A 14,420-nucleotide genomic window follows, 5' to 3' on the forward strand; every position below is an offset into this window, starting at 1 on the left:
GCTCAGAGGGTTCCCGCCGGAACGACCCACATCGTCGGTTGGCCGGTGATATCGGCGATCAGGTCGTAGTCCTTGTCGTAGTGGACCACCGTCGCGCCGTGCAGCTCGGCGGTCGCGGCTATGACGAGGTCCGGCAGCGCACGGCGGTGCTGGCCCTTGCGAGCCAGCTCGTGCTGGACCTCGATGGCTCGGCGCATCGCTCGGTTGTCGGTCTCCAGCCAGGGAAGCCGCTCGCAGCTCTCCCGCAGGCGTTCGTAGTCCCTCGTGTTGCGGGCCGAGTACAGCAGTTCCAGAGCGATCATCTCGCACATGGCGATCGCACCGTTGACGGCCACGAGGGAGCGGAGTGCCTCGCGTGCCTCCTGACAGCGCTTGACCATCTCGTAGGCGGACTTGTCCACGAGGTAGAGGTTCAACGCCAGGCCTCTCCCATGGTCTGCTCGTCCAGGTCCAGCTCCATCTCCCCGATGAGGTCCAGGAACTGGTGGGAGCGCCTGCGTGCGGCCACCTCGCGAAGGGCCCGGTTCACGGTCTCGACCTTCGTCGTGGTTCCGAGCTCCTCCGCTGCGACGGCCAACGCCTCCTCATCGATGTCAATGACGGTTCTGGACATCGGCTTCACCCTCTCAAGATATCTTTTACTGGCGTTCGATGATATCGAAACTCTCTTTCCTTTGGTATTGCCTCGAAGATTTCCCAGCACAGAAGAGGATCGGAACTCCCGCTCGCCGGGCCCGCACGCGGTTCTGCCCTGAGCAGGCGGCTCTGGCGGGTCGGGCCGCCGACCGGCAGACTCCCGGACATGAGACTTCTGGTTCTTGGCGGTACCGAGTTCGTGGGGCGGGCGGTCGTGGAGGACGCGCTCGCCAGGGGCTGGGACGTCACCGTCTTCCACCGCGGCAGGCACCCCGCGCCCACCGGTGCCGCCGCCCTGCACGGCGACCGCACCGAGGCGGGCGGGCTCGGCGCGCTGGCCGAAGGGCGCTGGGACGCCGTCGTCGACACCTGGTCGGGGGCCCCGTCCGCCGTGGCCGCCGCCGCGAAGCTGCTCGCCGACCGGGCCGGGCACTACTCCTACGTCTCCAGCCGCTCCGTCTACGCGTCCCCCGCCGCACCCGGACTGGACGAGGACGGGCCGGTCGTGGACGCCTCGCCCGAGGCCGGGAGCACCGACTACGCGCGGGACAAGCGGGGCGGCGAGCTGGCGGCGGAGGCGGCCTTCGCGGAGCGGGCCCTGTCGGTGCGGGCGGGCCTGATCCTCGGACCGTACGAGAACATCGGCCGCCTGCCCTGGTGGCTGGAGCGGATCGCCCGGGGCGGCCCGGTCCTGGCACCCGGACCCCGCGACCTGCCGTTGCAGTACGTGGACGCGCGCGACCTGGCCGCATGGACCCTCGACGCCGCCGAGGCGGGGCTGGGCGGCCCCCACAACCTGGTGAGCCCGCCGGGGCACACCACCACCGGGCGACTCCTGGAGGCGTGCGCGGCGGTCACGGGATCGGACGCCGAACTGCGCTGGACCGACCCCCGGGTCATCCTCGACGCGGGCGTCCAGCCGTGGACCGAGCTGCCCGTGTGGGTGCCGCCCGGCGAGCTGTACGACGCCCTGCACCGGGGGGACGTGTCCAGGGCGCTCGCGACGGGGCTGCGCTGCCGCCCGGTGACCGAGACCGTCGCCGACACCTGGACCTGGCTGAGGGGCTTGGAGGGCGGCGCGCCCCAGCGCCCGGACCGCCCCCGCGTCGGCCTGCACCCGGAGGTGGAGGCCCGCCTCCTCGCCGGAACCTGATCCGGCCGCGGACACGGCGAAGGGCCGCCTCCCCTGGAGACGGCCCTTCGTTTCCGTGTTCCGGTCGGCCTCGGATTTTGATGTAGCACAGCGAGACACGCCGAGCTACACTAGGGGTATGAAGACCATCACCCAGCGCGAGTTCCGTAACAACGCGGCCTCCGTCATGGACCAGGTGGAGGCGGGCGAGAGCTTCCACGTGACCCGCAACGGGGTCGAGGTGGCGCGGGTCAGTCCTGTCGTACGCCATCGGCGCCTCAGCGCGGAGGAGCTCGTGGAGCGTCACCGCAGACTCCCCCGAGTGGACTACACGCAGATGCGCGAGGAAGCCGACGAGTTCTTCGGTGGAGAGGACCGGATCGGGGACGACGAACGTGGCTGATCGGCCTGACCGAGGCGTCCTCGACACGTGCGTCTTCATCGATCTCGGCGAGATCAATCCGGTCGGACTTCCCAGGTTTCCCGACATCACCTCCATCACGATGGCTGAGCTCAACCAAGGCGTGGCTATGGCGAAGGATCCGGTGGCCCGGGCCCAACGTACGGAGAAGCTTCAGGCCGCGGTGGTGGATTTCTCTCCCCTGCCGTTCGATGGCGAGGCCGCGGCCCGCTACGGAACGCTGGTCGCCCTCACTCTCGCGGCGAACCGCGATCCGAAGCCGCGCCGTCTGGACCTGATGATCGCCGCCGTGGCTTCGCTGCACGGGCTGCCCCTGTACACCCGCAACGCCGACGACTTCGTCGGCCTCGACAGCGTCGTACGGGTCATTCCGGTCTGAGAGCCGACCGGCCGGCCGCGGACACGGCGAAGGGCCGCCTCCCCTGGAGACGGCCCTTCGCGCTGCTTCTCCGTGTACGACCCGGCGCCCGGCTCAGGCCACCGGCGCCTCCTCCGCGCCGTGCGAGGTCACCCGGAGCCTGTCCGCGCCCTCGTCCACGTCCACCACCACGGTGGCGCCCTCGGCCAGGTCGCCCGACAGCAGCTCGCGCGCCAGCGGGTCGCCGATCGAGGACTGCACCAGTCGGCGCAGCGGACGCGCGCCGTAGTTGGGGTCGTAGCCGGTCAGCGCCAGCCACTCGCGGGCGCCCGCCGACACCTCAAGCCCCAGCCGCCGGTCCGCAAGCCGCCTGGCCAGCTTGTCCACCTGCAGGTCCACGATCCGCGTCAGGTCCTCGGTGGACAGCGCGTCGAACATGATCACGTCGTCCAGCCGGTTGAGGAACTCCGGCTTGAACGTCGCGCGCACCACGTCGAGCACGCGGTCGCGGCGCACCGACTCCTCCAGCGACTGGTCCACCAGGAACTGCGACCCCAGGTTGGAGGTGAGGATCAGGATGGTGTTGCGGAAGTCCACCTGACGGCCCTGGCCGTCGGTCAGGCGGCCGTCGTCCAGCACCTGGAGCAGGGTGTCGAACACCTCCAGGTGCGCCTTCTCCACCTCGTCCAGCAGCACCACCGTGTACGGGCGGCGGCGCACGGCCTCGGTCAGCTGGCCGCCCTCCTCGTACCCCACGTAACCGGGGGGAGCGCCCACCAGCCGCGACACCGAGTGCTTCTCGGAGTACTCGCTCATGTCGATCCGCACGATCGCGCGCTCGTCGTCGAAGAGGAACTCCGCCAGCGCCTTGGCCAGCTCGGTCTTGCCCACGCCCGTGGGGCCCAGGAACAGGAACGACCCCGTCGGCCGGTCCGGGTCGGAGATGCCCGCCCGCGCCCGCCGCACCGCGTCCGACACCGCGGCCACGGCGTCCTTCTGCCCGATGAGGCGCCTGCCCAGCTCGTCCTCCATGCGCAGCAGCTTGGAGGTCTCGCCCTCCATCAGGCGCCCCACGGGGATGCCGGTCCACGCCGACACCACGTCGGCGACCTCGTCGGCGCCCACCTCCTCCTTGACCATGGTGGCGTCGCCCCGGCTGGCCGCCCTCTCCTCGTCCCGGCTGGCCTCCTCGACCTGCTTCTCCAACTGCGGGATGTCCCCGTACATCAGCCGGGAGGCCTCGCCGAAGTCGCCCTCGCGCTGGGCCAGCTCGGCCCGCGTGCGCAGGTCGTCGAGCTGCCCCTTGAGTTCACCGACCCGGTTGAGACCGGCCTTCTCCTGCTCCCAGCGGGCCACGAGCCCGTTGAGCTGCTCCTGCCGGTCGGCCAGGTCCGCGCGCAGCCGCTCCAGCCGCTGACGGCTGGCCGGGTCCGACTCCTTGTCGAGCGCCATCTCCTCCATCTTCAGGCGGTCGACGGTGCGCTGGAGCTCGTCGATCTCCACCGGGCTGGAGTCGATCTCCATGCGCAGCCTGGACGCCGCCTCGTCGATGAGGTCGATCGCCTTGTCCGGCAGGAACCGCGCGGTGATGTAGCGGTCGGACAGGGTCGCGGCGGCCACCAGGGCCGAGTCGGCGATCTGCACCTTGTGGTGCGCCTCGTAGCGGCCCTTGAGCCCGCGCAGGATCGCGATCGTGTCCGCGGCCGAGGGCTCGCCCACCATGACCTGCTGGAAGCGCCGCTCCAGGGCGGGGTCCTTCTCGATCTTCTCCCGGTACTCGTCCAGGGTGGTCGCGCCCACCATGCGCAGCTCGCCGCGCGCCAGCATGGGCTTGAGCATGTTGCCCGCGTCCATGGCGCCCTCGGCGGCGCCGGCGCCCACCATGGTGTGCAGCTCGTCGATGAACGTGATGACCTGGCCCTCGGACTCCTTGATCTCCGAGAGCACCGCCTTGAGCCGCTCCTCGAACTCGCCCCGGTACTTGGCGCCCGCCACCATCGCGGACAGGTCCAGGCTCACCAGCCGCTTGCCCACCAGGGACTGCGGCACGTCACCGGCCACGATCCGCTGGGCCAGGCCCTCCACGACCGCGGTCTTGCCCACGCCCGGCTCGCCGATGAGCACGGGGTTGTTCTTTGTGCGGCGGCTGAGCACCTGGATGACCCGCCGGATCTCGCCGTCGCGGCCGATCACCGGGTCCACCTTGCCCTCGCGTGCCCGCTCGGTCAGGTCCACCCCGTACTTCTCCAGGGCCTGGTAGGTGTCCTCCGGGTTCTCCGAGGTCACCTTGCCCGAGCCGCGCACCCGCTCGAACCCCTCCAGGAGCGCGTCGGGGGTGGCACCGGCCTCGGTGAGCAGCTTCGACGCCTCGCCGCCGTCCGCGGCCAGCCCCACCAGCAGGTGTTCGGTGGAGACGTACTCGTCCTCCATCTGCTGCGCGCGCTGGGCCGCGGTGTTGATGGAGACGATCAGCTGGCGCGAGGAGCTGGGCGAGCTGACCGTGGAACCGGCCGCCTTGGGCAGCGCGCCGACGGCCGCCTCGACCCTGTCCCGGAGCGCGTCCGGGTTGGCCCCGACCTCCTTGAGCAGCGGGCGGGTGATGCCCTCCGCCTGGTCCAGCAGGGCCGCCAGCAGGTGCACGGGTTCCGTCTGCGGACTGCCGTCCGTGGTGGCCCGGCGGATCGCCACCGACAGGGCCTCCTGGCTCTTCTTGGTGAGCTTGTAGTTCATGCGCGGTGACTCCTTTCACGTTTCGTGTCACGGGGGGGTGATGTCCGACGGCCGACCGCGCCCCCGTGTCGCCGTGGCGGAGTTCCGTCAGTCCTGCTCGTCGTCGGTGCGGCCCGGGGCGCCGCGGCCCCTGCCCCGCTCCTCGTCGTCGTTCCTGGGCTCGGCGGTGTTGAAGATCGTCACGCGGGTGCGGCGCACCAGTTCGCCGCGCACCCCCGTGCCGCCGTCGGCCGGGCGGCCCCGGCGGGCCACCGCCCGGCGGGCCGCCTCCAGCTCGTTGGCCAGGTGGAACACCTGCTCCCGCAGCTGCTCGACCTCGTGTTCCAGTTCCAGGATCCGCTTGATCCCGGCGAGGTTGATGCCCTCCTCCTGGGACAGCCGCTGCACCTGGCGCAGCGTCTGCACGTCGCGCATGGAGTAGCGGCGCCCCCGGCCGGACGCGCGGCCCGGCGAGACGATCCCCAGTCGGTCGTACTGGCGCAGGGTCTGCGGGTGCATCCCCGCGAGCTCCGCGGCGACCGAGATCACGTAGACCGGAGCGTCAGCGCCGAAGGAGTCGTTCACGTCGTTCACGCACCCTTCGCCCGCGTTTCGAGTCCGTCGCGCGGGTCGTAGTCGGAGGTCGCGGCGCGGAACTTCTCCAGAGCCTCGCGTGCGTCCCCGTTGAGAGTCCTCGGTACCGCCACCTCGATCGTGACGAGCATGTCGCCGGTGGTGCCGTCCTTGCGGTTCGCGCCCTTGCCGCGCACCCGCAGCTTGTGCCCGTTCTGCGTGCCCGGCGGGACCTTCACGGTCACCGGGAAGCCGTTGAGGGTGGGGATTCGCACGTCCGCGCCCAGCGCCGCCTCGGGGAAGGTCACCGGGACGGTGATCGTCACGTTGTCGCCGCTCCTGCCGAACACCGGGTGCTCCTTCACGTGGACGACGACGTAGAGGTCACCCGTCGGGCCGCCGTTCTCGCCCGGCGCGCCCTTGCCCTTGATCCTGATCCGCTGCCCGTCGGTCACGCCGCCGGGGATGCGGGTCTGGACGGTGCGGGTGCTCTTGCCGCGCCCGCTGCCGCTGCACGTGGGGCAGGGGTCGTCCACGACCAGGCCGCGGCCCTTGCACTCGCTGCACGGCTCGGACAGCGAGAAGCCGCCCAGGTTGGTGTTCTCGTGCCCGGTGCCGGAGCACTTGGGGCACATCCGCGGGGCGGTGCCCGACTTGGCGCCGGTGCCCTTACAGGTGGGACAGGCCGCCTCGCTGGCCAGCTGGAAGGAGCGCGTGGCCCCTTCGGCCGCCTCGCGGAAGGTCAGTGTCGTCTCGGTCTCGACGTCGGCGCCGCGTCTGCTGCGGGTGGTTCCCCCGCGCCCGCGGCCGCCGAACAGCCCGCCGAAGAGGTCGCTCAGCCGCTCGCCGCCGCCCGCGGTACCCGTCCCGCCGGTGCCCTGGCCGAACAGGTCGCCCATGTCGAACCCGCCGGGACCGGTTCCGCCGCCGGGGCGGTAGGAGCCGCCGAACAGCGACCGCGCGTTGTCGTACTCCTTGCGGCGCTTCTCGTCCGACAGGACGTTGTAGGCCTCGGAGATCTCCTTGAAGCGGTCGGCCGCGCCGGGGTCGTCGGCGTTCGCGTCCGGGTGGTTCTCCCTGGCCAGCTTGCGGTAGGACTGCTTGATCTCGTCCTTCGAGGCGGTCTTTGAGACTCCCAGGACCTTGTAGTAGTCCTTCTCCAGGTAGTCCTTGGTGCTCATCGACTGGTGCCTTCCCCCGCTGGTGCCGGTTGCGTCCGATGCTTCCATGTGACCCCGCACCGCGTCGGGCCGGGGTCCGGCTCCGGCCGCGGCCGCCGCTCACGCGGGGCCGCGGCCGGAGGATCAACGGGCGGACCCGTTACCTGTCGTCTTCCCCGCCGTCGGCGCCGTCCGCGGCCGGGGACTCCCCGCCGGGGCCGTCGCCCTCGGCGGCGGAGCCGGACGCGGCCTCCTCGCCGCCGTCGGCGGGATCGCCGACGACCACGCGGGCCGGGCGCAGGACCCGCTCACCGATGCGGTACCCGGGCTGGAACACCTCGATCACGGTCTGGACCGAGATGCCCGGCACGGGGACCAGGGTGAGCGCCTCGTGGATGTTGGGGTCGAACTCGTCGTCCTTCTCCGCGTACCGCTCCAGGCCCAGCTTGGTGACCACGGCCTCCAGGGCCTCGCCCACCGCCTTGAACCCGCCGTTGAGCTCGTCGTGCTCACGGGCCCGGCCGACGTCGTCCAGGATCGGCAGCAGTTCGCCGAGGACCTGGGCGGTGGCCATCTCACGGACGGCCACGCGGTCGCGGTCCACGCGCTTGCGGTAGTTGGCGTACTCCGCCTGCACCCGCTTGACGTCGTTGGTGAGCTCGACGACCCGCTCGTCCGCGTTGATCGCCTCCGACACCACCGACTCGGGGGTGTCGGGGACCTCGACGTCCTCCAGGTCGGCCTCGACGACCTCCTCCTCGGCGACCTCGGGGATCTCCTCGGTCGCGTCGCCCTCGGCCTCGGGGTTGCGGACCTGCCCGGTCTCCGGGTCGATCCGGCGGTTGTCCCGGATCACCGGCCCCTGGCGCTCCTCACCGTCGCCGGTGCCGTTGGTGTTCTCCGACGGTGCCATCTGAGACACGCCTCCTTCCTCGACTCGAACCGGGATCAGGACTGCTGGTTGCCCTGGGTGCCCTTGTTGTCCTCGTCGACGATCTCGGCGTCCACGACGTCGGCGTCGTCGGCGGAGCCCTGGGCACCCTGGGCGGCATCGCCCTCGGCGCCCTGCTGGCCCTGGCTGTAGATGGCGGAGCCGATCTTCTGGCTGGCCAGCGCGACCTTCTCGCTCGCGGTGCGGATGGCCTCCACGTCGGAGCCCTCCAGCGCGGTCTTCAGCTCGGCGACGGCGGCCTCGGTCTCGGAGCGCACGTCCGCCGGGACCTTGTCCTCGTTGTCCTTGATGACCTTCTCGGTCTGGTAGACGAGGGACTCGGCGTTGTTGCGGACCTCGGCCTCCTCGCGGCGCTTGCGGTCCTCCTCCGCGTACTGCTCGGCCTCGCGGACCATCTTGTCGATGTCGTCCTTGGACATCGCGGAGCCGCCGGAGATGGTGACGGACTGCTCCTTGCCGGTGCCCAGGTCCTTCGCGGTGACGCTGACGATGCCGTTGGCGTCGATGTCGAAGGCGACCTCGATCTGCGGGACGCCGCGCGGCGCCGGGGGCAGACCGGTCAGGTCGAAGACGCCCAGCTTCTTGTTGTACTGGGCGATGTCGCGCTCACCCTGGTACACCTGGATCTGCACGGACGGCTGGTTGTCGTCGGCCGTCGTGAAGATCTCGGAGCGCTTGGTCGGGATGGTCGTGTTGCGCTCGATGAGCTTGGTGAACACGCCGCCCTTGGTCTCGATGCCCAGCGACAGCGGGGTGACGTCCAGCAGCAGGACGTCCTTGACCTCGCCCTTGAGCACACCGGCCTGGAGCGAGGCGCCGATGGCCACGACCTCGTCCGGGTTGACGCCCTTGTTGGGGTCCTTGCCGGTCATCTCCTTGACCAGGTCCACGATGGCGGGCATACGGGTGGAGCCGCCGACCATGACCACGTGGTGGATCTGGTCCAGGCTGATCCCGGCGTCCTTGAGGACCTGCTGGAACGGGGTCTTGGTCCGCTCGACCAGGTCGGCGGTCAGGCGCTGGAACTCGGCGCGGGAGAGCTTCTCGTCCAGGTGCAGCGGGCCCTCGGCCGAGGCCGTGATGTAGGGCAGGTTGATCGCCGACTCGCTGGAGCTGGACAGCTCGATCTTGGTCTTCTCCGCGGCCTCGCGCAGGCGCTGGAGGGCCATCTTGTCCTTGGACAGGTCCACGCCGTTGGAGTTCTTGAAGCGCTCGACCAGCCAGTCGACGATGGCCTGGTCCCAGTCGTCGCCGCCCAGGTGGTTGTCGCCGTTGGTCGCCTTGACCTCCACGACGCCGTCGCCGACCTCCAGGAGGGAGACGTCGAAGGTGCCGCCACCGAGGTCGTAGACCAGGATGGTGGCCTCGTCCTCCTTCTCCAGGTGGTAGGCCAGCGCGGCCGAGGTCGGCTCGTTGATGATGCGCAGGACGTTGAGGCCCGCGATGGTGCCGGCCTCCTTGGTGGCCTGGCGCTGGGAGTCGCTGAAGTAGGCCGGGACGGTGATGACCGCGTCGGTCACGTCCTCGCCCAGGTAGGCCTCGGCGTCGCGCTTGAGCTTCTGGAGCACGAAGGCGCTGATCTGCTGGGGGTTGAAGGTCTTGTCGTCGATCTTCACCGTCCAGTCGGTGCCGATGTGGCGCTTGACCGAGCGGATGGTGCGGTCGACGTTGGTGACCGCCTGGCGTTTGGCGACCTCGCCGACGAGCACCTCACCGTTCTTGGCGAAGGCGACGACGGACGGGGTGGTACGGGCGCCCTCGGCGTTGGCGATGACCGTGGGCTCGCCGCCCTCCAGGACCGCGACACACGAGTTCGTCGTACCGAGGTCGATTCCGACCGCACGTGCCATGGTTGCTTCCTCCGTCAAAGTTGAGTCGTTCAGACGTAATTTTGCTTCGTCGGTTGAGGGCTGTCAAGTCAGTTGAGTTGACCCGACTCAAGTTGGTTCCTACGTCCTGACAACGGGCGGCCGGACCGGGATGTTCCCGACCTGGGCACTCCGATCGGGGATATGGGCGAACCCCGGGACAAGTCGGGGAGAACCTTGACCCGCAAGATCAGGGAGGGTCGGGGTTCCCCTGGGGTGGCTTCGGGGGCGCGGCCACGGGCGGCCCCGGAAGGAGCGGTCACCGGAGGGGCGCCTTCAGGTCAAGCGGAGGGAAAGGCCCGTGTCGCGGCGCCGGGCACCGGCGTCCGGCGGCCGACGATGGCCCTGCCGCCGACGCGCTGGTGCCGACGCGCCGGTGCCGCCGGGCGGCGACCGCCGTACCCCTGAAACGGAGACGCCCGTGACGCCCAAGGCCCTGCTCGCCTCCGCGCTCGCCGCCGCGGTGCTGCTGCCCGCGCTGGGCGCCGCCCCCGCGTCCGCCCAGGACGACCCGCGGCTGACCGGGGACACCACCGCACCCGCCGGAGAGGTCCGGACCCCCGCCGCGGAGGCTCCGCCGTCCAGCGGTGACGTCGCGGTGCCGCCGGGGGAGGCCGCCGTGCCCGCCGGGGGCGCTGACGCGACCGCCGGGGAGGGGGCCGGGGCCGAGGGCTCTGGGCCCGCCGGGGATGGAACCGGATCCGGGGAGGGCGCCGCCGGGACCAACGGGGACGGCCCCGCGTCCGGGGGAGACGCCGGGGACGCCTTCTCGTCCACGTACCGGCACAACACCTTCGAGCGCCCGGCCGCGGGCACCGCCTACACCCTCGACGAGTGGGAGGAGGACGGCTGGTACGCCTCCAGCGCCAGGGGCCTGGAGGAGCGCGCCGTCATCGACGACTCCGTGCCCGCCCACGGGGGCGGGCAGTCGCTGCGCGTGCTCTACCCCGAGGGGAAGATCGGCGCGCAGGAGTCCGGCGGGCTGGCGCCGTTCCAGCTCTCCCCGGCGCGCGAGTACTACCTGTCCTTCTGGGCGCGCCTGGGCGAGGACTTCAGCTGGGGGACCACCTCGTTCGGCGGGAAGCTGGGCTTCGGGCTGGCCGGGGGCGCGGGCTGCTCGGGCGGGGACGTGTGCACCGGTGAGAACGGCTACACCTCGCGCGTGGTCTGGCGCCGCGACGGCAAGGCGGAGCTGTACTACTACCACATGGACAAGGCGGGCGAGTTCGGCGACTCCGAGCCCCTCGTCGCGGACGGGTCCGTCGTCCACCTCCCCCGGGGCGAGTGGGTGCACATCGCCCAGCGGGTCCGCGTCAACACGGTCACCGACGGCCGGGCCGAGCCCGACGGGGAGATCGAGGTCTTCTACAACGGCGAGCCCGCCGCGCTGGTCACCGGCCTGCGCCTGGTGACCGACGACGACCTGGTGGACAAGGCCTACCTCTCGTCCTTCTTCGGCGGTTCCACCGAGGGCTTCGCCCCGGCCCACGACAGCTACGTCTGGTACGACGACCTGAAGGTCTCCACCTCGCGCGCCGACATCTGCGAGCTCGGCGGCTGCGCCTGACCCCCGACCGCCTCACCCGAACCGCTCCGCCGGGGTCCGTCCGGGACGGACCCCGCGCGTCGCGCCGCACGGACCCCGCTCGGGGAGTCGTCCACAGGCGAGGGGCGGGCGTTGCCGGGGGCCGTGTCCCTTCGCGAGACTGGAAGACGGGGGGTCCCAGGGCGTCCCGGGCTTCGCCGTGCCCGCGCGCCGCACCGCTCGCGAGGGCGGACCCGCACTCGACTCCCGGCACGGCCCCCGTGCCCGGCCCTCCGGCACGGCACCCGTGCCCGGATCCTCGGGCGCGGACCTCGGAGGCGGTGCCGGGGAGGGCGCCCGGGAACGGTCCCGGCGACGGTTCCGAGCACGACCCCGCCGGAGGACCCCCGGAGGTTGTCCACAGCCGCGGATCCGTGGTTGTTCCACTCCCGGCGATGCAGCAACCTGGTAATAGGGGAGAGACGGTGAAGTCACCGATACCCCCGTCGAGTCGTCCCGCGTCCGCCGTCCGCTACATATAGGACGTGCGGTGCGCCCGGGACCTGTTCGGGCACACCCGCGCGGTCCTGTCACACCGGTACCGGCGCCAGCGCCGGACGGCACCGGCGCGGGCGCGCCGACCGGGTTCCGCGACCCGGCGGCCCGCGGCGACGGCGGCGGGGCGTCCGTCCCACGAGCGGTCGGGCATCCGGTGGCGACCGCGGCATTACTCGCTAGTAACATATAGTTCGACCCCCGGTGTGTGGCGCACCGGACGACGAAGCAGGATGGGAGGCCACGGACGATGCTGTACCTGACACTGGGCATCATCACCTCGGTCTTCGCCGTGGTCGCGTTCACCATGTTCGCTCTGGGTATCCGCCAGATCGTGCGAACCGTGGGTGTGGGCCGCTCGGTGGAGCCGGAGCGCAAGGGGCCGTTCGGACAGCGGTTCACCATGGCGCTCATCGAGATCCTCGGGCACGGGCGGATGCTCAAGCGGCCCTGGATCGGTGTCGCCCACTGGTTCGTCATGGTCTCGTTCCCGCTGCTGGTCTTCACCGTGGTGGAGGCCCAGGGCGAGGTCTTCGACCCGCACTTCAAGCTGCCGATCATCTACGACTGGGCCCTCTACGGCCTGGCCATCGAGTTCATCGCCGCCGCCAGCCTCGTGGGCATCGTCGGACTGACCGTCTACCGCCTGCTCAACGGGCCCAGGCGCCTGGGCCGCCAGTCCCGGTTCACCAACTCCCGGCACTGGACCGCGTACTACGTCGAGGCCTACCTGTGGGGCCTGCTGATCTCGATCTTCGTGATCCGCGGTCTCAAGTCGGCCATGGGCGACTTCCCGTTCCCGGCCTGGGCGACGCCCATCTCCACCGGCCTCGGCGCGATCCTGCCCGGCGACCCCGCGATCGCCGAGCCCGCCATCGCGCTGGTCGCCGCGTTCAAGCTGATCATCAGCTACCTGTTCTTCGTGGTCATCGCCCGCGTGCTCACCATGGGCATCGGCTGGCACCGCTTCCTCGCGCCGGTCAACATCTACTTCAAGCGCAACGCCGACGGGTCCCCGTCCCTGGGCGCGGCCAAGCAGATGATGGACAAGTCCGGCACCAAGCCCCTCGACTTCGAGGAGGCCGACCCCGACGAGGACCCGTTCGGCGCGGGCAAGTTGGAGGACTTCACCTGGAAGGGCCTCCTGGACTTCACCACCTGCACCGAGTGCGGGCGCTGCCAGTCCCAGTGCCCCGCCTGGAACACCGGCAAGCCGCTCTCGCCCAAGAAGGTCATCCTCGACCTCCAGCAGCACACCTACGAGAAGGCCCCGTACCTGCTCCAGGGCATCACCGAGGAGACCCTCGCCGAGAAGCCCGACGAGAGCCACGCGGGCGTGGACGTCCTCGCCCTCCTCAACCGGCCGCTGGTCGGCACCGAGGAGGAGAACGGCGTCATCCACCCCGACGAGCTGTGGGCCTGCACCAACTGCGGCGCCTGCGTCGAGCAGTGCCCGGTGGACATCGAGCACATCGACCACATCCTCGACATGCGCCGCTACCAGGTGATGGTCGAGTCCAACTTCCCGTCCGAGGCCAACACGCTCCTCAAGAACCTGGAGAACAAGGCCAACCCGTGGGGCATGGCCGAGGACCGGCGCATGGACTGGATCGAGGAGCTGGCCTCCCGGGAGGAGAACCCGGTCGAGGTCAAGGTCGTCGAGGACAAGCTCCCCGAGGGCACCGAGTACCTGTTCTGGGTCGGCTGCGCCGGTGCCCTGGAGGACCGCGCCAAGAAGACCACCAAGGCCATCGCCGAACTGCTCGACATGGCGGGCGTCGAGTTCGCCGTGCTGGGCGGCATGGAGGCCTGCACCGGTGACCCCGCGCGCCGCCTGGGCATGGAGTACGTCTTCCAGATGCTCGCCCAGCAGAACGTGGAGACGCTGAACGAGGCCGGTGTCACCAAGATCGTGGCCAGCTGCCCGCACTGCTTCAACACGCTCGCCAACGAGTACCCGCAGCTCGGCGGCACCTACGAGGTCGTGCACCACAGCCAGCTGCTGGCCAAGCTCGTGGAGGAGGGCAGGCTCACGCCGGTCAACTCCGTGGAGGAGAACATCACCTACCACGACCCCTGCTTCCTGGGCCGTCACAACAAGGTGTACACGCCGCCGCGCGACATCATGGCGCAGGTGCCGGGGGTCAAGACTCAGGAGATGCACCGCCACAAGGAGCGGGGCTTCTGCTGCGGCGCCGGCGGCGCCCGCATGTGGATGGAGGAGCGGATCGGCAAGCGCATCAACACCGAGCGGGTGGACGAGGCGCTGACCACCAACCCCGACACCGTCTCCACCGCGTGCCCGTTCTGCCAGGTGATGCTCGGCGACGCGATCAACGAGAAGAAGTCGCAGGGCGAGGCGAAGGAGACGCTGGAGGTCGTGGACGTCTCCCAGCTGCTGCTGCGCTCGGTCCGCGGCGAGGCCCCCAAGGAGGAGGCCGAGACCGCCGACGCCCAGGGCTGACGCGAGGGCCCCGGCGAGGGCACCGGACCCGTGCGGGGGCCGGGGAACCGACCATGCGTCGGCGCCC

The 14,420-nt window shown here is 70.8% G+C and carries 12 protein-coding genes; 5 read left to right on the forward strand and 7 right to left on the reverse strand.

The window, feature by feature from the left end; all coding sequences use genetic code 11:
• Positions 1–2 precede the first annotated feature (2 nt).
• Both AC0VX6_RS01440 and AC0VX6_RS01445 read right to left on the reverse strand, forming a co-directional pair.
• Positions 3–416, reverse strand: coding sequence for a PIN domain-containing protein (locus AC0VX6_RS01440; protein ID WP_475467213.1), 414 nt, complete (start codon positions 414–416; stop codon positions 3–5).
• Positions 413–613, reverse strand: a complete 201-nt coding sequence (locus AC0VX6_RS01445) for a type II toxin-antitoxin system VapB family antitoxin (RefSeq protein WP_475467214.1) — start codon at positions 611–613, stop codon at positions 413–415. Before AC0VX6_RS01445 ends, AC0VX6_RS01440 begins: the two co-directional genes overlap by 4 nt.
• Positions 614–802: 189 nt before the next feature.
• Between AC0VX6_RS01445 and AC0VX6_RS01450 the strand changes: the two genes are divergently transcribed.
• The 3 genes from AC0VX6_RS01450 (at position 803) to AC0VX6_RS01460 (ending at position 2,568) form a co-directional block, all read left to right on the forward strand.
• Positions 803–1,789, forward strand: coding sequence for an NAD-dependent epimerase/dehydratase family protein (locus AC0VX6_RS01450; protein WP_475467215.1), 987 nt, complete (start codon positions 803–805; stop codon positions 1,787–1,789).
• 118 nt (positions 1,790–1,907) lie between these two features.
• Positions 1,908–2,171 carry a type II toxin-antitoxin system Phd/YefM family antitoxin gene (locus AC0VX6_RS01455; protein ID WP_248773129.1) on the forward strand — a complete coding sequence of 88 codons (264 nt, stop codon included), beginning with the start codon at positions 1,908–1,910 and terminating at the stop codon, positions 2,169–2,171.
• Complete coding sequence (locus tag AC0VX6_RS01460) at positions 2,164–2,568, forward strand: type II toxin-antitoxin system VapC family toxin (protein ID WP_475467217.1); 405 nt, start codon at positions 2,164–2,166, stop codon at positions 2,566–2,568. The genes AC0VX6_RS01455 and AC0VX6_RS01460 overlap by 8 nt, the downstream gene beginning before the upstream one ends.
• Before the next feature lie 93 nt (positions 2,569–2,661).
• On the opposite strand, the gene clpB is transcribed toward AC0VX6_RS01460, so the two are convergent.
• The 5 genes from clpB to dnaK all read right to left on the reverse strand — a co-directional run bounded on the left by clpB (position 2,662) and on the right by dnaK (position 9,791).
• Positions 2,662–5,277: an ATP-dependent chaperone ClpB gene (gene clpB / locus AC0VX6_RS01465; RefSeq protein WP_274975875.1), complete on the reverse strand. Its 2,616-nt coding sequence runs from the start codon at positions 5,275–5,277 to the stop codon at positions 2,662–2,664.
• Positions 5,278–5,364: 87 nt separating this feature from the next.
• The gene (locus AC0VX6_RS01470; RefSeq protein WP_248773132.1) at positions 5,365–5,850 is read right to left on the reverse strand and encodes a heat shock protein transcriptional repressor HspR; all 486 of its coding nucleotides are present in this window, start codon (positions 5,848–5,850) and stop codon (positions 5,365–5,367) included.
• On the reverse strand, positions 5,847–7,010 hold the full coding sequence (gene dnaJ, locus AC0VX6_RS01475) for a molecular chaperone DnaJ (protein WP_274975876.1): 1,164 nt from the start codon (positions 7,008–7,010) through the stop codon (positions 5,847–5,849). Before dnaJ ends, AC0VX6_RS01470 begins: the two co-directional genes overlap by 4 nt.
• Positions 7,011–7,149: 139 nt before the next feature.
• Entirely contained in the window at positions 7,150–7,902 is a 753-nt protein-coding gene (grpE, locus tag AC0VX6_RS01480) for a nucleotide exchange factor GrpE (protein WP_212641842.1), read from the reverse strand.
• A 35-nt stretch (positions 7,903–7,937) separates the two neighbouring features.
• A complete protein-coding gene (dnaK, locus tag AC0VX6_RS01485) occupies positions 7,938–9,791 on the reverse strand; it encodes a molecular chaperone DnaK (protein WP_212641841.1) in 1,854 nt (617 codons plus the stop codon).
• Positions 9,792–10,230: 439 nt separating this feature from the next.
• On the opposite strand from dnaK, the gene AC0VX6_RS01490 reads away from it, so the two are divergent.
• On the forward strand, positions 10,231–11,376 hold the full coding sequence (locus tag AC0VX6_RS01490) for a polysaccharide lyase (RefSeq protein ID WP_475467219.1): 1,146 nt from the start codon (positions 10,231–10,233) through the stop codon (positions 11,374–11,376).
• A 763-nt stretch (positions 11,377–12,139) separates the two neighbouring features.
• Positions 12,140–14,353: a (Fe-S)-binding protein gene (locus AC0VX6_RS01495; RefSeq protein ID WP_274975878.1), complete on the forward strand. Its 2,214-nt coding sequence runs from the start codon at positions 12,140–12,142 to the stop codon at positions 14,351–14,353.
• Positions 14,354–14,420: the final 67 nt, after the last annotated feature.

It is taken from the genome of Nocardiopsis sp. iso_25, assembly GCF_056173305.1.